The 18,317-nt window shown below is 45.8% G+C and carries 14 protein-coding genes; 4 read left to right on the top strand and 10 right to left on the bottom strand.

The genetic code is table 11. From position 1 onward, the window contains the following. Nucleotides 1-7: 7 nt before the first annotated feature. Nucleotides 8-2,461, top strand: coding sequence for a glutaminase family protein (locus tag NZ848_RS13155; protein ID WP_259015839.1), 2,454 nt, complete (start codon nt 8-10; stop codon nt 2,459-2,461). Nucleotides 2,462-2,552: 91 nt separating this feature from the next. Here NZ848_RS13155 and NZ848_RS13150 read toward each other — a convergent pair whose 3' ends face one another. The 9 genes from NZ848_RS13150 to NZ848_RS13110 form a co-directional block, all read right to left on the bottom strand. Continuing rightward, nucleotides 2,553-2,900 carry a hypothetical protein gene (locus NZ848_RS13150; protein WP_259015838.1) on the bottom strand — a complete coding sequence of 116 codons (348 nt, stop codon included), beginning with the start codon at nt 2,898-2,900 and terminating at the stop codon, nt 2,553-2,555. A 144-nt stretch (nt 2,901-3,044) separates the two neighbouring features. Further along, nucleotides 3,045-3,386: a heavy-metal-associated domain-containing protein gene (locus tag NZ848_RS13145; RefSeq protein WP_259015837.1), complete on the bottom strand. Its 342-nt coding sequence runs from the start codon at nt 3,384-3,386 to the stop codon at nt 3,045-3,047. Beyond that, entirely contained in the window at nt 3,383-3,619 is a 237-nt protein-coding gene (locus NZ848_RS13140) for a YHS domain-containing protein (protein ID WP_253522682.1), read from the bottom strand. Before NZ848_RS13140 ends, NZ848_RS13145 begins: the two co-directional genes overlap by 4 nt. Further along, nucleotides 3,616-5,121, bottom strand: coding sequence for a cytochrome c peroxidase (locus NZ848_RS13135; protein ID WP_259015836.1), 1,506 nt, complete (start codon nt 5,119-5,121; stop codon nt 3,616-3,618). The genes NZ848_RS13140 and NZ848_RS13135 overlap by 4 nt, the downstream gene beginning before the upstream one ends. Before the next feature lie 3 nt (nt 5,122-5,124). After that, a complete protein-coding gene (locus tag NZ848_RS13130; protein WP_259015835.1) occupies nt 5,125-5,937 on the bottom strand; it encodes an MbnP family protein in 813 nt (270 codons plus the stop codon). An 11-nt stretch (nt 5,938-5,948) separates the two neighbouring features. After that, on the bottom strand, nt 5,949-7,115 hold the full coding sequence (locus tag NZ848_RS13125; protein ID WP_259015833.1) for an exo-alpha-sialidase: 1,167 nt from the start codon (nt 7,113-7,115) through the stop codon (nt 5,949-5,951). Between the two features lie 93 nt (nt 7,116-7,208). Beyond that, nucleotides 7,209-9,575: a TonB-dependent receptor gene (locus tag NZ848_RS13120; RefSeq protein ID WP_259015832.1), complete on the bottom strand. Its 2,367-nt coding sequence runs from the start codon at nt 9,573-9,575 to the stop codon at nt 7,209-7,211. Between the two features lie 185 nt (nt 9,576-9,760). Next, complete coding sequence (locus tag NZ848_RS13115) at nt 9,761-10,153, bottom strand: hypothetical protein (RefSeq protein ID WP_259015831.1); 393 nt, start codon at nt 10,151-10,153, stop codon at nt 9,761-9,763. 194 nt (nt 10,154-10,347) lie between these two features. Further along, nucleotides 10,348-10,725: a hypothetical protein gene (locus tag NZ848_RS13110; RefSeq protein WP_259015830.1), complete on the bottom strand. Its 378-nt coding sequence runs from the start codon at nt 10,723-10,725 to the stop codon at nt 10,348-10,350. A 484-nt stretch (nt 10,726-11,209) separates the two neighbouring features. Here NZ848_RS13110 and NZ848_RS13105 point away from each other — a divergent pair, with 484 nt between their 5' ends. The 3 genes from NZ848_RS13105 to NZ848_RS13095 all read left to right on the top strand — a co-directional run bounded on the left by NZ848_RS13105 (nt 11,210) and on the right by NZ848_RS13095 (nt 15,510). After that, entirely contained in the window at nt 11,210-12,763 is a 1,554-nt protein-coding gene (locus tag NZ848_RS13105) for a serine hydrolase (protein WP_259015829.1), read from the top strand. A gap of 180 nt (nt 12,764-12,943) precedes the next feature. Continuing rightward, on the top strand, nt 12,944-13,783 hold the full coding sequence (locus tag NZ848_RS13100; protein ID WP_259015828.1) for a maleylpyruvate isomerase N-terminal domain-containing protein: 840 nt from the start codon (nt 12,944-12,946) through the stop codon (nt 13,781-13,783). Between the two features lie 185 nt (nt 13,784-13,968). Then, nucleotides 13,969-15,510, top strand: a complete 1,542-nt coding sequence (locus NZ848_RS13095) for a M28 family metallopeptidase (RefSeq protein ID WP_259015827.1) — start codon at nt 13,969-13,971, stop codon at nt 15,508-15,510. A 190-nt stretch (nt 15,511-15,700) separates the two neighbouring features. Here the strand turns inward: NZ848_RS13095 and NZ848_RS13090 are convergent, their stop codons facing one another. Next, nucleotides 15,701-18,289, bottom strand: coding sequence for a cation-translocating P-type ATPase (locus NZ848_RS13090; RefSeq protein WP_259015826.1), 2,589 nt, complete (start codon nt 18,287-18,289; stop codon nt 15,701-15,703). Nucleotides 18,290-18,317 lie beyond the last annotated feature (28 nt).

The following is an 18,317-nucleotide window of genomic DNA, read 5'->3' as shown; positions in this document are numbered from 1 at the left end:
TCTTAGCATGAGAACATTACTTCTAAGCCTGTTGCTGTTTTACAATTGGCAGTTTATACAGGCGCAAAGCACCAAAGCCCCGGCTTTTCCGCTTATCACACATGACCCCAACTTTAGTATCTGGTCAAACACCGACGACCTCACGGCTTCTACCACCAGACACTGGACGGGCGCCAACCACTCTTTGCTGGGTATAATAGAGGTAGATGGCAACCAATACCGTTTTCTGGGTAAAAAAGGAGACGCTTACGAAACCCTTGTACCTGCCGGAGACGAGCAGAATTATGAAGCCCTGTATACAGAAAAAGACCCTGGTGCCAACTGGATGAACGCGTCTTTTAACGATACCGATTGGAAGAAAGGACTGGCTCCGTTTGGCGATAATCCGGGCATTTGTAAAACCGAATGGAAAACCCGCGATATCTGGGCAAGGCGTACATTTACCCTGAAAGACCGTAACTCTGATGCTCTTTACCTGAAACTGAACCATGATGACGATGTAGAGGTGTTCATCAACGGCGAGGCAGTTTACAGCGTTAAAGGCTGGACACACAAATACATTTATATTCCGCTGAGCGAAGCCGTTAAAAGCAAGCTGCAAGTGGGCAAAAACCTGCTGGCTGTGCATGTAACCAACAACAGAGGCGGCTCTATGCTGGATGCCGGCATTGTTGAAAAAATAGTAGAAACGCCAGACCCAAAAGTTTTTACTGCCGAACAAAAAAAGGTAACCGTAAATGCCACACAAACCATTTATGAATTTAGCTGCGGTAAGGTAAATCTTACACTTACTTTTACTTCTCCGTTATTGATAAACGATTTAAATCTGCTGGCGCGTCCGGTTTCTTACATTTCGGCCAGTGTAAAAGCTACCGATAACCTGCTGCACGACGTGCGCCTGTATCTGGGGGCATCAACCGATATCGCCGTTAATACTCCGGCACAGGCAGTGCAGGCCCAGCAATACAGTGCCAATGGTCTGGCCATTCTGAAAGCCGGTACCACCAGCCAGCAGATTCTGAAACTGAAAGGCGACGATGTACGCATCGACTGGGGATACCTGTATGTTGCTGTTCCTAGAACGGGCAATGTGGTGCAGTCTATCACCAAAAACACCGATATGGGCAATGTTTTCAGTGCTGCGCCTAACAATAACCTGGGCGGCAAAAACCTGATGCTCAACACAGTATTAAACGTAGGTAAAGTAGGCAGTACTGGCAAAGAGCAGGTTTTTATGATTGGTTATGACGACATCCAGTCAATCCAATATTTTCAAACCAACCTTTCTCCCTGGTGGCGATTAACCAAAGGTGCAACCATTGAAGGCCAATTGCAACAGGCATGGAGCAGCTATTCGGCAGTTATAGGTAAATGTAAAGCATTAAACAACAAGATTTATAACGATGCCCTGAAAGCAGGTGGCGAACAATACGCCCGCCTGTGCGAACTGGCTTATCGGCAGAGTATTGCGGCTCATAAGCTGGTAAAAAGCCCGACAGGCGATATTCTTTTCTTATCGAAAGAAAATTTCAGTAACGGGTCTATTAATACAGTTGATGTTACCTACCCGTCGGCGCCTTTGTTTCTGGCCTATAACCCCGATTTGCTGAAAGGTATGCTGAACGGCATTTTTTATTACAGCGAAAGCGGCAAGTGGGCCAAACCTTTTGCAGCCCACGACCTCGGCACATACCCGCTGGCTAACGGACAAACCTACGGAGAAGATATGCCTGTGGAAGAGTGCGGTAATATGATAATACTGACGGCCGCCATTGCCCGTGTGGAAGGCAACGCCTTATATGCCAAAAAGCACTGGAAAACCCTGTCAATTTGGGCCGACTACCTGAGCAAAGAAGGTCTTGACCCCGCTTTGCAACTCTGCACCGACGATTTCGCAGGGCATCTGGCACGCAACGCCAACTTGTCTGTTAAGGCCATTGTGGCTTTGGGCGGATACGCACAACTGGCAGAGCAACTGGGCGAAAAGCAGACAGCCCAGAAATACCGGGCTTTAACCCGGGAAATGGTACAGAAATGGATGCAGATGGCAGAAGACGGCGACCACTACGCCCTTACCTTTAACGACAAAGGCACCTGGAGCCAGAAATATAATCTGGTATGGGATAAACTGTTGAAGATGAACCTGTTTCCGAAAGATGTTTATACCAAAGAAGTGGCCTATTACCTGACAAAGCAGAACGCCTACGGTTTACCGCTCGACAGCCGCAAAACCTATACAAAATCTGACTGGGTAGTCTGGACATCCGTTCTTGCCGGCAACAAGCAGGATTTTGAGGCATTAATAACGCCTATGTTTAAATATGCCACCCAAACGCCAAGCAGAGTACCTTTGAGCGACTGGCACGAAACCACCAACGGAAAAATGGTGGGTTTTCAGGCCAGAAGTGTAGTGGCCGGCTATTACATGAAAGTGCTTGAGCAAAAATTGAAAACAAAATAAGAGAGAGAAATTTTACCTGTCTTCTAAAATAGGTAGAGCCGGGGCAGTGCCTCGGCTCTCATTTCTTGTGTTAACCTACACGATAAAACCCTTATTTCACAATTCCCACATCCATACCGGCTTTAAAGAGTTTCTGAGGCGGGTCGGTTTTGATGAATTTGGGCATCTGAAGCCCTATCTGAAACCTGAAACCCATTTTCTTTTTATCCTGATTGGCCGGGTCTTTTAGTTTTTCTTCCACATTGGTTACCGATACTCTGAAACCAAAACCCAGAAATGTGGTCATGTCGTCTTTCAGTTCTTTATCGGTTTCTTTTTTCTCCTTTTCGGTCTTTTCGTCATAGTTGATTTTCTCAGCTATGATGAATTTCTTTTTCTGACCATGCGCACCCAGCGACCCTGCCACCACCAGAAAAATTAACAGAAACAACTTTTTCATTAGCATTATCCGGACTTAGATTGTTGACAACAGCCCAACCAAAAGGCCGGGCTTTGTTTATTTAAAACAAATTTAATTCCGTAGAGGTCATCTACCAAAAAAAAGCGCTGTTTTTTGATAAACGGCCAGATATTTATATGCCCCTTATTTGCATATCGTTATATCTGCAAAACAACACGCCAGCAGCAATTCGCGGTTATTGATGTCGGCCTTTTGGTCGTCTGCATCAAAGCCTAAAGATACAATGTACTTTTTTAGCTTTTCGGCTGTGGTTTTGCGTGTATCAAACGTAATGGTAATTGTTTTTTGCTCAGGGTTTATGTCTACGGCTTTCACACCTTTTTCGAAATAGATATTACGGCCAAGCCCGTATTTACACTTCTGGCACACACGGCTGGTGTTGAAACTGCATTTTTTCAGGTTATCGGTATTTCCACGGGTTGATAAAGAAATAACCAGTGCCGATAAAAATACCTGGCGATTCATTTCTTTACATATTTTTCGGGGTTGCTATCAAACTTTTCTTTGCACGATTTACTGCAAAACAAATGTTCTTTTTCTTTATGAACCGACCTGAACTTGGCGTCTTTCTTTACCTTCATGCCGCAAACGGGGTCTTTTTGTGCCTGCTCAGGCTGTGCTTGTTGTGCTGTTGGTGTTTGCTGTAAAGCCGCCGCTTGCCCAGCAAGCAGCATGGTTACTACAATAAGAGTTTTCATAGTTTTTCTGTTTTTATCGACTCACAATTACCCATTCTTTCGCCTGCCTGGTTTCCAAGCCAGTTTTGGTCAGACCCCGCGCAGGTAAAATAATAAAGTTTGTTATGGCCTGCCTTAAAAGAGGCCAGCAAAACAAACATACTTTTAGACAATTCATAAAAGTGGTCGGTCTGGTGTTCTGTTGAGTATTCGCCTTCAATAATATGCTCGCAATCAAAACTGATTTTCGCTTTATATTTCTTTAAAAAAGCCTCTTTTGGCTCCTGATTTTGAGACAAAACTAGCGCATTTACACGCGTTGCCAGGTTGCCTGCTGCTAGAGCGGCCTGCCTAGTCTGCTTGTTTTTGATAGCCGCCTTTACCTGCCAGTAAATGGCAACTAACTCTGCAAAAGCTCTTTTGTCTGCAGCCGATTGCAATTTAAAATCAGCCACCTCGGTATGAATATCCTTTTTAACCAAAGCCGTTGCCAAACTGCTTTCAGAAAACCGTTGGCTGGCAATAAAGTCGGGGTCGTCCAGCGTTTTCAGAAAAGCAATTATTTTTTGCTGTTCTGCTAACCCCAGCGTTATACCCGGTAAACCATCCTGTAACAGTTGGGGGGCCAGGTATGATGTTTTTTGTACGCTTCCCGCATAGTGATTCAACACTTCTTCCAGTGTTCTGAACCGGCCGTCATGCATATAGGGCGATGTAAAAGAAAGATTCCGGAGTGAAGGCACCTTGAACTTGAATTTGTCGTTCTCATTCTGGTTTACTTCAAATCGTCCCTGGTCGTCTTGTTTCAGATCAGGTAAGCCGTTGTTTCTGAATCTGTAATCTGTAAAAAGTTCGCCAGAATGGCATCCGGCGCATTTCTGTTTAAAGAGTGCCATTCCTTCCAGTTCAACGGGTGTCAGTTCTTCGCCTTCGCTGCGCATGTAACGGTCATACCTTGAATTGGCAGAAACCATGGTAAGCATAAATTGCGACAACGCCTTCAGAAACCTGTCAGTGCTGATTTCTTCGCTCCCGAAAGCCTTTCTGAACAGAGCCGGGTACTGCGGGTTTTGGCGAAGTTTAAGCAATACGTTACCGATGGACTCATTCATTTCTACCGGATTAGTAATGGGCGAAACCGCAAAGAGGTCCAGGTCATGCACGCCGCCATCCCATCCGAAACTATCGGCCCAGGCCAGGTTAAAGAGCGGCATTGAATTACGCTTGGTGAGTTGGTCGTCTACGCCGTGGCTAAATTCATGCCCATGCTGGGTAAACCCCGCAGGCTGCTGATGGCAACTGCCGCAGCTGACGGTGTTGTCGCTTGATAACACGGCATCATAAAACAGCGTTTTGCCCAGCTCAACACCCGCGGTTGTGAGCGGATTATCGGCAAAGCGGTAGCGCGGCTCCGGAAAATTAGACGGAACCGAAAACAAGCCGGGGTCTTGCGCACCCCTGAAAGACAGAAATACCGCCATAATAGCCACAAAAAGCAACCCGATTCTGATTCCAGGTTTCATGTCTTATTTCGTCCCTGTGGTTACTGATTGATCTACCACTGCAACCGGCACGGGTTTCAGGCCACCAAAAGAAAACATCGTTTGGTAGTTATTGGCAATAGTGGCCGAGTACGGCCCACCCATAACCGTTGCGTTTTTGGCCATATCAACATTGTTCGGGCCGTTCATCAGTTTAAGTGCATCGGCTTTTATGAATATTGCCAAAGGGGTGGCGCCTCCTTTTATGCGCAGCTCTTCGCCACCAAAGCTCAGTGTGGTTTGCTTAATGTTGTTTAGCGTTTTTTTATCTCCTATGCCGCCAAACAAACCGATATGGTACATAAAAATATTATTCTTTCCGGTAGATTGTGGAGAGGTTCCCTCCATTTTTACAAAAATGTAGCCTGAGTTCCAGGCCCAGTACATATCTCGTGCTTCGCCGGCCACGTCAAGGCAACCTTTGCGCTGGCTGATGTCTGATGCGCTTCTGGCGCTGTCTATGCCAATTGTAAAGCTGATGCCCTTGTATTTCCCTTTCGGAATATCTGTAAGCGTAATGGTTTTTGTGGCTTCATTATTTTCACGAATCAGAAAATACGACTGGTCTTGCGGTAAGGTATAAATAGAGCCGTCTTTTTTGATGAGGCTTATATTACTGATATAATACTGAAAAAGCGAAACAGAAAACTCGTTTCCGGCGGCATTAGTATAGCGGGTAGTTTTTAAAGCCAATGGCTCTGCGCCAACAAAATTGTCGAAATGTAAACTGAATGAGCCTTTCTTTTGTGCATGTGCCATGCTGGCCGCACAAAGTAAAAAGAATACTATTTTTTTCATCTGATTGATTTTTAAAATTGAATTTTCTTCCATGCAATAACCTGTGGCTGGCCGTCGATACGTTTTTCAAAAGCCACCAATACGCTGTTGCCGTTTGCTATCAGGGCAGGGTAGCTGCAGTCGGCCAGGGGCTCGGTAATGTAAGTGGTACTTACTTTTGCCCCCAGCTTACGCAAGGCAATAGAATGAAAAAACGCTTCGCCCTGGTTTCTGCCCTTGGCAAAGGCCAGCACTGGCAGGCCAGCTGTGGTGGTGGTTAGCTGCGGTTGCTTTACGCCATCGGTCAGCTCGGCGTTTATAATTTTGCCGGTGGCAATGTCGCAGACTTTTACACCAGCTGCTTTCTCTTTGCCTGTAAACCACGTAAGCCACACACCTTTGGTGGTTTCAGTGGCCGACGGCCCAGAATGCGGGCAGGCGTCTATCTGCCATTTGTCCGGATAAACGTTTCTCGGCTTGCTGAACGTAAACCCGTTATCGGCAGAGTGTATATAGCTCATATCGCGTGAGCCGTCTTCATACATATCGCGGTAAAAAATGTGCAAACCTCCCTGTTTGTCGGTTATGGCCTCAATGCGGCAGCATTCGCAAGCCTGATTATCTATAATTTTCTCTTCACCAAAGCCTTTGCCGGGTGTGGTTCTGGCAAATTTTACACTTCGGCCTTTGGCGGTCAGTTTCTCATCAAGCCATATAATGCCTATTTCGCCATCAGCCAATCGTACCGGCCTGCTGAACGAATGGCTTTTTTTAGGGTCTCTGTCGGCCTGCACATACATCGGCGCCGACCAGTTAACACCATCTGCTGAATAAACATAGAGCAAATCAGATCCGAATCTGGATGTGGGGTTGTCTTTCTTCAGCTCAAAACTTACAATCATGCTCCCATCTTTTTTGATACTCAGCCTCGGCATGCCTTCCGCATGTGTAGCCGCTGAATCTACAATGGGTACCCGGCGGGGTTTGCCAAAGCCTGTGCCATCAAAAAGGCTGTAATAAAACGACACTTTCTTTTGGGCATCTTTTTCTACCCAGCTTAAAACAATATCGCCTTTGGCTGTAGTAGTAAACGAAGGTATGGCCCCTGCATTGGCAGGGCTTGAAATCTGATTTTCGTCGTTTGCCTTCCGGAAAGAAAACAAACCAATGATTGCCAGATAAATGAGTACGTTTTTCATAGAGTTTAATTTTTTGAATAAATGAAGTGGGAAACGGAAGGCCGACCATAAGCCGACCCTCCAAAGGCAGGTTACCCAAAACCATTCGTTAGACTATTTGTTTTCTTTCCGTTTCCCGGTAAAGCCATACTGCACACCCATTACAAATGTTCGGGGGGCGGCGGCGGTAAAAGTAGTGCGGTCGGTTAAAGCATTGCCTCTGCTGGCATTGGTGGCATAAAGAGCGTTGGTCAGGTTCATGATATTGGTAAATACCTCAATGCCTTTCCATTGATACCCAACTCTGAAATTCAGCAGGTCATATCCGCCATAACTCAACGTGTTAATCTGGTTCTGATACCATTGGCCTACATGCTGCCATTCAATGGCGCTGCGTAGTCCTTTCAGCCATTTGGGGTAATAACTTACCTCGGCATTCCATAACCAGCGTGGTGCAGACGGCATATCTTTACCATTTACGTCTTTAATGGCGTCAGATGCCCGCTGGCTTAGTATAAACTCTTCAAACCGGTGTATGGCATAAGTGCCTCCACCACGTATAAACAATTGCGCTGCAGGCTTATAGGTGATGCCCAGCTCAATACCTTTATGCAGGGTTTTTCCGGCTGCCTGATAGTCGGTCGAGTTATCCGGCTGGCGAATGTTCAGCAGTTCATTGAAGCCCAGCATCTGGTAGAATGAGGCATCTACATATACCTTGTTTTTAAATAATGAGGCCCAGCCGCCAATTTCGGCATTATTAAAAGTAGCCGGAATCAGGTTATAATAAAACAAATCTCCGTTAGGGGCAGGGGTTGGTCTTTTGCGGAAAATGGCCGTAAGACCAGACGGCGCAAAACCTTTTGAGTAATTGGCATACAGCCCTTTACCTTTGCCGAGGTCATAGGTTATACCTATTTTCGGTGTGGTTTTAGTATAGGTTTTGGCTCCGCCAATGCCGTTACCGCTGGCGTCCACATCCAGATTGTTTACGTAATCAAAAGAAAGGTTGTCGTACCTAAGGCCTGCTGAAACCCGCAGGTTTTTTAGTGGCTCAAAATCATATTGCAGATACACCGCCGAATTGCGGATGTTGGCATCGTAATCTGCAATTTTAATATCTGGTCTTTCTTTGGCAATGGTATATTTTTCTACCGATTTCTTATCGGCACGTAACTGGGCATTCAAATCAATTTGGTACGACCAGTAGTCGGTAGGCGAGTAGTCCATGCTGGCGCCAATAATGGCCTTTGAGTTCAGGAATCTGAACGGCTGCGTATGTTGCGCCACCACGCCCATGCTTCTGAAATTGCTTGAATTGATTTCTCCACGTGCTGTGCTTGCGCCGCTCGTCCACCTGATACCATAGCTTGGGTTCTGCCCCAGTTTATTGTCGCGGGCAAATACGGTAACAAAAGATTGCCCGCCTGCTGCCCAGTCTTTTTCAAGCGTAAGCCTCGTACGCACCGAGTATGATTTCCTGTAGGTAAAGTCGGTAGTACTTACGTATTTCCGGCTGAAAAACGCCACGCTGTCTACACTACCGCTGGTTTGCGAGTTGTAATCGCTGTACGATAAAGTATAAATCAGGCGTGTTTTCGGGTTGAAGTGATACTCCAGACGGGCATACTGCGCGTTTTTGGTATAGTTTGAACTGGCCATCCACGAATCCTTCTGGTCGGCTACCAGGCCACCCAGATAAATGCCAAACTTGCCAATCGTTGCCCCTGCGCCATATTGTATTCTTTTAAAGCCCCATTGGTCGGCCTGTATACCAATGCGGGCGGTAGGTACGGCCGTAGGCCGCTGTGTAATAAAGTTTACCACACCACCCACAGCCTCTGGCCCGTAAATAGATGAAACCGGGCCTTTTACCACCTCTATTGAACTAACGGTAAACTGGTTCATTTCCAGCAGGGCGTTGTGGTTAAACACCCCCATCGGGCGTATGGGCAGGCCGTCTTCCATATACAGATAATAGCCGTTGGTGGTCATGGGCTGGCGTATGGCCATCATGTGTTGCTCGTTGTTGAGGTTCACCATCATTACGCCCGGCATTTTGTTAATTACCTCATAAATGGCAATGGGCTTGGCCTCTTCAATTTGCTTCGGTGTAAGTTTAGATATCGCAATGGGTGTTTCTGTGCGCAGGCTTGCCTCCCGGTTTCCTGTTACTACTACGGTTTGCAAGTCTTCAACGGCTGTTTCAAGGGCGGCTGTTATATTTTGATTAGTGCCTACGGGCAGGGTTAAAGGCCTGTAACCTATCATCGAAATCTGTATCTCGTCGGTATCGGCTTTCAGGCTGAAACCTCCCTGATTATCGGTAATCGTGCCGTTGGTTTGCCCTTTGGCTTTAATGCTGGCACCGGTTATGGCCTCTTTGGTTTGGGCATCATAAACCTTGCCTTTAATAAGGCGTTGCGCCCTGGTATGCTGAATAACTAAAAACAGGAAAAATAATGTTATACGTAGTTTCATTACGGATTCTTTTTCAATGAATAAGGTTTGTATTAGGTAATTGTGTGAATTAGTGATCAAATGATTAATGAATAGACCAGATTATCAGCAGGAATGTACGCGAGCTACCTTAAAATGAGGTGGCGGTAATTCTACTAAAAAGCTGTTCAAACAAATAATCACTCATGCGTTCAATCACTAATTCACTAAACAATTTCCCTAGGAGGCTTCAGCATTGAAAAAACAAAATCGTAATGGTAAACATTACTGTAAACAAAACAAGCAAGTGTGTGTGATGGTGTGATGGTAGTAAGCGGAGAAAAGCTGGCGCAGGCCTGCTGATAAACCTCAATCATCAGTTTGAAAACCTGAATTTTCGACTGATTATCTTCATTTTGTTCAGCAGCCTTCAGTTTTTTTGCCAGATAACACTTGCCGTCGCAATGCATTTCCGGGCGGTTTTTATTAATACAATAATTTTTGATAATATATTCTTTGTTGAACTCATACTGCAAAAAGATAACAGGCGCCACCATAACCCGCATAAACAGCAGGCCACAAAGCAGCAGTGTTCCTATTTGCTTCAGATGTTTCAACACAAAATATGATTGGTTTGGTAATTAATTACCCCACTACCGGCCGCTGTAATAATACAATAACTAGCAAATGCCAGTTGGCCAATAAAGGGTATAGATTAAATTGGGTCTTTTGGTTAGCAGCAGGTTTTGCACCGGCAATGAGGCATTGCATCAGGCATTATGACAAGTGCTGGTAAAAGACAAGCTAAGGCAGCTTAAGCCTGGCAAGGGGGATGAAAAACAGAAATGGCAAACCTGCCTGCATACAAGTTGGCGTAGTTGTAAGCAGCAGTTAGTTTTTCGGTAAACGGAGGTTGGAAATACGCCACCGGCAGGTCGTGGCATATCAGCCCAGGCAGCTCATATTTATCAAGAATATGATGTTGGGCTTTGGTATCGCGCTCTTCAGCGGCCTGAAGGCGCTTGGCCAGATAACACTTTCCGTTACAATTAAGCTGGGGTTTCGCCTTGTTGATACATAAAGTTCTGGCGATGAAATCCTGACGAAGCTGATAATCAATCAAATAATAAGCCTGAGTAAAAGGGCGAACCATTACCGAAAACAGGAGTAATATGGCAATTGCTTTTCTCAAGTATCTTACATTTTGCTGCAAATATAAATTATAACACGCAAAGTAGGTCAAATTATTTTGTTTTTAATGCCTTTTATGAGCAATGTCATTAATGGTGCATAGGCTATACAGGCAATCAGCTTTGGGCTTAATAGCTGATTCAAAGGCCATTGGGTATTGTAAGAAACCTGTATGAGGGGCAAAACAAAGAATCCTGTTCTATGTGATTTTTTAATTAACCACACAAAACAGGACTCCCTTTTATAATATAGCTTTTTCATAAATGGTTAATGCTGCCATTAACCAAACAAAAGTAGGGCACCGGCTTTAGCCAGCATAGTTAATAATTGTTAAATGACATATTTTTACAATAAACGGTAACAGCCATGGCGGTTGTTTTTACAAATCATGCTTTTGCTTGCTAATTAGTGCGTTTTCGGCCATCTTTGTCGAAGAGCCTTTGTCTGGCTTCTCATCAATCTCCAATCTTAAACCAATGCCCGTTATGAAGAAGATTTTACCTTTCTTCCTGCTTGTTTGTATTTTGCTCGGTTCTTTCAGCCACAGCATGGCACAAGCCATTACTTCTGTCGAAATCGACAATCTGGTTGAGCGCACCCTGAAAACTTTTGATGTACCCGGCATTGCCGTGGCCGTAGTAAAAGATGGCAAGGTGATTCATGCCAAAGGCTATGGTGTGCGTTCGTTGAATACCGGAAAGAAGGTTGACGAAAATACGCTTTTCGGCATTGCTTCTAACAGCAAGGCTTTCACGGCTGCAGCTTTGGGCATGCTGGTTGACGAAAAGAAACTGAAATGGGACGATAAGGTGCGCGATTTCATACCCGAGTTTAAGATGTATAACCCTTTTGTAACGGAAGAATTTACCATAAAAGACCTGCTGACACACCGTAGCGGGCTAGGCCTGGGTGCCGGTGACCTGATGTTCTGGCCTGATTCTAATAATTTTACCAGACAGGATATCATCCATAATCTCCGCTATCTGAAACCGGTGTCGAGCTTCCGTACCAAATATGACTACGACAACCTGCTGTATATAGTAGCCGGAGAAGTGGTTAAGCGTGCCTCTGGTATGGAGTGGGAAGATTTCATTGAAAAACGGATTCTGCAACCCCTGGGAATGACACAAACGGCGGCTTCGTTCCGCAGGCTGAAAGATAAATCGAACGTGATAGACCCGCATGCACCGGTTGACGGCACGGTTAAGGTGATTCGCCGCGACTGGAGCGACGTAGCCAATTCGGCCGGGGGGCTTTACAGCAACATTACCGACATGAGCAAATGGATAATTATGCAGATGGACAACGGGAAGTATGGCAATGGCAAGCAGTTGTTCAGCGAGGCAGTGCATGATGAAATGTGGACACCCCAAACCATAATTCCGGTAAGAGGTACTAACTCATATAATACGCATTTTTCGAGCTACGGCCTGGGCTGGGGTCTGGTAGATGTAAAAGGCTACAAGCAGGCGTCGCACACGGGCGGGCTGGCAGGTATAGTAACGCAGGTAACACTGATACCAGAACTGAAACTGGGTATTATTGTATTTACCAACCAGCAGCAGGGAGCAGCTTTTGTTTCTGTTACCAATACCATTAAAGACAGTTATCTGGGTGTAAAAGGCATAGACCGCGTAAAAGAAAACCACGACCGCGTTTTACAAGGCCTGGCAAACGCCAAAAAGATAACCGACGATATCTGGAAAGACATTGAAGCCCAACAAAAGAACGCCACCAGAATGGATAATAGCCTTTTCACAGGCACTTACCACGACCAGTGGTTTGGAGATGCCGAAATAGGAATGAAAAACGGCAAACTATGGTTTACATCGAAGCGCTCGTACCTGCTCAATGGCGAGATGTTTCCTTACAAGGGTAATACTTTTATTGTAAAATGGGTAGACCGCAGCCTGGATGCAGACGCCTATGTAACCTTTGAGCTAGACAAAGACGGCAAGGGTTCAGGGTTTAAGATGTTGGCCATATCGCCCCTCACCGATTTTAGCTTCGATTTTCAGGATCTCGATTTTAAACGTTGATAGAATCAATTTTTATACCATTCCGTAGGGGTTCAAAATTTTGAACCCCTACGGAATGGATTTACATTATACATCACCTACTAAATCTCCCAATCAATGGAGAGAGACTTTTAGCTCCTTCCCCATTGTTGGGGAAGGTCGGGATGGGGTTAAATTATACCCAACAAAACCACCTCTGAAATGACACCTCTCAGACCGATAATTATAACAGACCTTTTCTATAAATTAGATGAAAAACTGATTGAGGTATTAAAATCTCTTTCGCAAGCCGATTGGCATAAACAAACCATTGCCCCGCTCTGGAAAGTAAAAGACATAGCGGCGCATTTGCTCGATACCAATATCAGAACGCTTTCTGCGGCACGCGATGGGCATACGGGCGACCCGCCAACAGATATTCAATCTTATCAGGATTTAATCAGCTACCTGAACCAACTCAACGCCGACTGGGTGAGGGCTTTTCAAAGAGTCAGCCCGAAGGTATTGATTGAACTGCTGGCTATTACCGGCAAACAATATTGCAACTACATCAGTACCCTGAACCCATTTGATAAAGCCATATATCCGGTGGCATGGGCAGGCGAGGCGGAATCAGAAAACTGGTTTCATGTAGCCCGTGAGTACACCGAGAAATGGCACCACCAGCAGCAAATCAGGCTGGCTGTGGGGCAGGAAGCTGAGCTTTATACACCTGAATTTTACTGGCCGCATCTTGCCACCTCTATGCGTGCCTTGCCCCACCATTACCGCCAAGTAACAGCCAATGAGGGAGACAGCATCCGGTTTGTGGTAACCGGCGAGGGTGGGGGAGAATGGAATCTTTATTATTATCATAACACCTGGATACTGGCAGAAGAGCCAGGCATTAACCCGCTGGCAATTGTTACAATTGATGGCACCATAGCATGGCGATTATTGACCAAAGGCATATCTAAACAAGAAGCCCGTCACTACATTCAATTGGAAGGAAATCAGGAAACAGGAGAAAAAATACTGGAAATGCTGGCGGTGATGGCGTGAGGGAAATGCTGAAATTGCATTGATTACAGAAATTTCACAATCACTTCATCATCACCCTTTCAGCCCGTTTAATCGCCTCAAACTGCATATTAATCGCAATATTTTGGAATCACGACCTTGAATTTTTACCTTTAGTTCCTCCAAAGCTATTTTAATAAAAACAAAAACAAACTAAACATCTCCTCATGAAAAAATTACTACCTGTTATTGCCTTCTTCTTTATTTCGTTGGCACTTACGGCTCAGGAAGAAAAAGTTGACCTGGAAATGGTTAAAAAAATCCGTCAGGAAGGCCTGAAAAACTCGAAGGTAATGGACATCGCCTTTAACCTTACTGACGTAAGCGGCCCAAGGCTGCAGGGTTCTCCGGGTTTTACGCGTGCAGCCAATTATTCAAAAAGAAAACTTGACGAATGGGGCCTTAACCAGGCCAGACTAGAGCCATGGGGCGAGTTTGGTAAAGGCTGGGAACTGCAAAAAAGTTATCTGGCCATGACAGCCCCGTACTACCGCCCGTTATTGGCCTACCCCAAAACCTGGACAGCCGGAACAAAAGGTAAATTAAAAACGGCTGAGATATTACTGATTGAAGAAACCGATACCCTTGGCCTTGAAAACTACAAAGGCAAGTTGAAAGATAAAATTATTTTGTTATATAAAAGCGATAGAATCACGCCTTCGTTCAAGGCTGATGCTACCCGTTACACAGACGAAGAACTGGAGAAAATGGCTAATGACGCCCCGGCTTCGGCCAACCGTTCTCAGCCTGATACGGCCTTCCGTTCAATGATGGCAGCCATGCGCAGAAGCACTTTGCTTTCAACCAAAACCAAAGAGATGGCCAAAAAAGAAGGCGCATTGGCATTGTTGAGCATGAGCACCCGTGGTAAAGACGGTACTTTGTTTGTACAGGGTGGTGGGCCGTACAAGGCAACAGACCCTGAAAACCTGCTGGATATTATGCTATCGGCTGAAGATTATCTTTCTTTGTGCCGTCTGGCCAAAGCGGGTATCCCGGTTCAATTGGAAATTGACGTAAAAACCAAATTCTACACGCAGGATTTACAGGGATATAACGTGCTGGCTGAAATTCCGGGAACAGACCCTAAGCTGAAAGAAGAGGTGGTAATGCTGGGTGCCCACCTTGACTCATGGCACAGTGCAACCGGTGCTACCGATAACGCTGCCGGTTCGGCCGTAATGTTAGAAGCGGTTCGTATCCTAAAAACATTGGGGGTACAACCTCGCAGAACCATCCGCATTGCCCTTTGGAGTGCTGAAGAGCAAGGTTTGCACGGTTCAAGAAACTACGTGAAAAATCACCTGACAGACCCCAATACCAAGAAAAGTAATGCCGAAGGCGATAACGTGGCGGCGTACTTCAACGTTGATAACGGTACCGGAAAAATAAGAGGTATTTATTTGCAGGGTAATGATGCCTGCCGCCCTATATTTAGCAAATGGTTAGAGCCGTTTCATGATTTAGGCGCCAAAACCGTTACCATCCGCAACACTGGCGGTACCGACCACCTGGCCTTTACAGGTGTGGGTATTCCGGGCTTTCAGTTCATTCAGGATGAAATTGAATACAGCACCCGTACGCACCATACCAACATGGATACTTACGACCACCTGCAACCGGAAGACCTGAAACAGGCAGCAACCATTGTGGCATCGTTTGTGTACAACGCTGCCATGCGCGACGAGAAACTGCCAAGAAAGAAATAATATATGGTTTGCATATAAGCACAAAATCCCTACCTCTGCGGGGATTTTGTGCTTCGTAGAGCCGCAGTGCCTGCGGCTTCTGGGGTCTAACCATTCATTTGACCTATTTATCGGGCGATTAATTTTGAATGCCTTGTTCGTTAATAACCATATTCTACGATGAGCCACACGCAGTGTGGCTCTACCAAGTTCATAAATTTTGACGTTTCCTAAACAACATCTTTACCAGTTTTTCAGCTTCAACGGCTGCAAAAACACCAAAGGCCATTAAGACACAGATTCCCAGTTCCTGCCACGATAAAGGTTGGGTTTTAAAGGCCTTGTTCATAAATGGCACGTACACTACGGCCAACTGCAATATTAAAGTAAGCAAAACCGAGCCTATCAACGGCAGATTAGTAAACCAACCCCTTTGCTGAAAAACTGGTCGTTCGGTTCTGATACCAATAACATGCCCCAATTGAGACAGACTCAATACCGTAAATACCATCGTTTGCCAGTGTTCCAATTTTTGGTTGGTTGCCCAGGCTTCTGCCCCCAGTGTTATGCCGGCCATCAGAATGCCCATCCATACAATATGATACCCTACACCATCGGCAAACAGGCTCTGGTCAGGTTCGCGCGGTGGTCTCTTCATGATATTAGCCTCGGCTTTTTCATTGGCCAGTGCCAGAGCCGGTAATCCATCAGTAACCAGGTTGATCCATAGTATATGGATGGGCAGTAAGGGGTTTGGCAGACCCAGAAACGGAGCCACGGCTATCACCAGTATTTCGGCGCTGTTACAGGTCATTATATATTTCACAAACTTCCTGATGTTATCAAATATCCGCCTGCCTTCTTTAATGGCTTTTACAATGGTGGCAAAATTATCGTCGAGCAATATCATGTGGGCTGCTTCTTTGCTTACATCGGTACCATTAATACCCATAGCAATGCCAATATTAGCAGCTCGTAAGGAGGGGGCATCGTTCACGCCATCACCGGTCATGGCGGCAAAATGGCCTTTAGCCTGCAAGGCTTTTACAATCCTGAGTTTCTGGTCTGGCGATACCCGGGCATACACCGCTATCTTTTCTACCTGCGCTTTAAATTTGCTTTCCGATAATTTCTCCAGTTCCACGCCTGTCAGGGCCAGTTCGTCTTCGTCGAGAATGCCAATTTCTCTGGCTATGGCCTGGGCGGTGGCGGGGTGGTCGCCGGTAATCATGACAGGTTTTATACCTGCCGATTTACACAGGGCAATGGCCGCTTTCGCTTCTTCGCGCGGTGGGTCTACCAGGCCTGTTAATCCGGCAAAAATCAGGTCTTTTTCTACATTTTCGGGGTTAATCTGTGGCGGCAGGCTATCAAGTATGCGGTAGGCATAGGCCAATACGCGTATGCCACGCGCCGCCCATTCTTCCGAAATACGGCTGATGAGCGCATCATCTTTCGTACCACTTATAATATCAGTTATGGCCTCGCTGGCACCTTTACTTATGACCAGAAACTTATCGCCGTACTGATGAATAGTAGTCATGCACTTGCGCTCTGAGTCGAACGGAATAGCGCCTACCCGCTTATATTTTTTAAAAAGCGAGTGGTATTTCTTGAAACCCAGGTCTTCAATGATATGGCTTGTCAGGGCAAGTTCGGTTGCTTCACCAATGGGCTTGTCGGTCTTCTCAAACTTCACCTCATGGTTCAGCAGCATACCCAGTTTCAGCATTGATACCCCGTCTTCCGGTGTTTCTATGGGCTGTTCATGCTTTTCTGTCAGGTGCATTTTGTTTTGGGTCAGGGTTCCGGTTTTATCACTGCATATAAACGTAACCGACCCCAGGGTTTCCACGGCGGGTAATTTACGCACCAGCACATGCTGCCTGGCCAGCCTGGATGCCCCCCTTGATAGGGCTACTGTTATTAAAGCCGGTAAGGCCTCGGGTATAGCCGCCACTGCCAGGCTAACCGACAAAAGCAGGATACTGAAGGGGTCTTCACCCCGTAGCAGACCAGACAAAAAAAGCACCACACATATACCCAGTATAATATATGACAGATTTTTGCCGAAGGTTGTCATACGAGCCTGAAGAGGGGTAATGGCTTCTTTTGCCTGCAACAGACCTGCAATTTTGCCCAGTTCGGTTTGCATGCCTGTGCCAATTACCAGTCCTTCGGCGGTGCCGTTGGTAACCAGCGTACCTTTAAAAGCCATGTTGAGCTGGTCGCCTAAAGAGATATTTTCTTCGTGTAGTTCATTATTAACTTTGTCTACTGCAACAGACTCGCCCGTTAGTGACGATTCATCAATGCGCAGCGCATTTACCTCAAAAAGACGTATATCTGCCGGTACCACATTTCCGGCTTCCAGTTGCACAATATCACCCGGCACCAGTTCCTTCGACTCTATCACGCTCGTTTCGCCACCACGTATCACCTGTGTTTGTGTTACACTCATTTTTTTCAGTGCTTCCATTGCTTTTTCGGCCCGGTATTCCTGAATAAATCCTACCACTGCATTCAGTATGATAATCACAAAGATGATAACGGTGTCGGCCACATCGCCAAAAATGCCTGACAGCACCGCCGCCACTGCCAGCACCAGAATCATGAAATCTTTAAACTGATTAAGAAATAAAAGCCAGGGGGGCATTCGTTTTTTTTCCTGCAATTCGTTGTAGCCCTCTTTTTGCTGCCGGTGTTTTACCTCAGCATCGGTCAGGCCTTTTTTTGAGGTTTTGAATAATTCAAAAAGAGAATCGATGTTTTGAAGATAAACAGGAACTGTTTTTTTCATAATTGTAAGCATTTATCCGTATCCGGAT

It is taken from the genome of Emticicia fluvialis, from assembly GCF_024793945.1.
In the GTDB taxonomy this organism is placed as follows: Bacteria; Bacteroidota; Bacteroidia; order Cytophagales; family Spirosomataceae; genus Emticicia; species Emticicia fluvialis.
The sequence above is the reverse complement of the archived record's forward strand: the minus strand, read 5'-3'. Positions and strand labels throughout refer to the sequence as shown.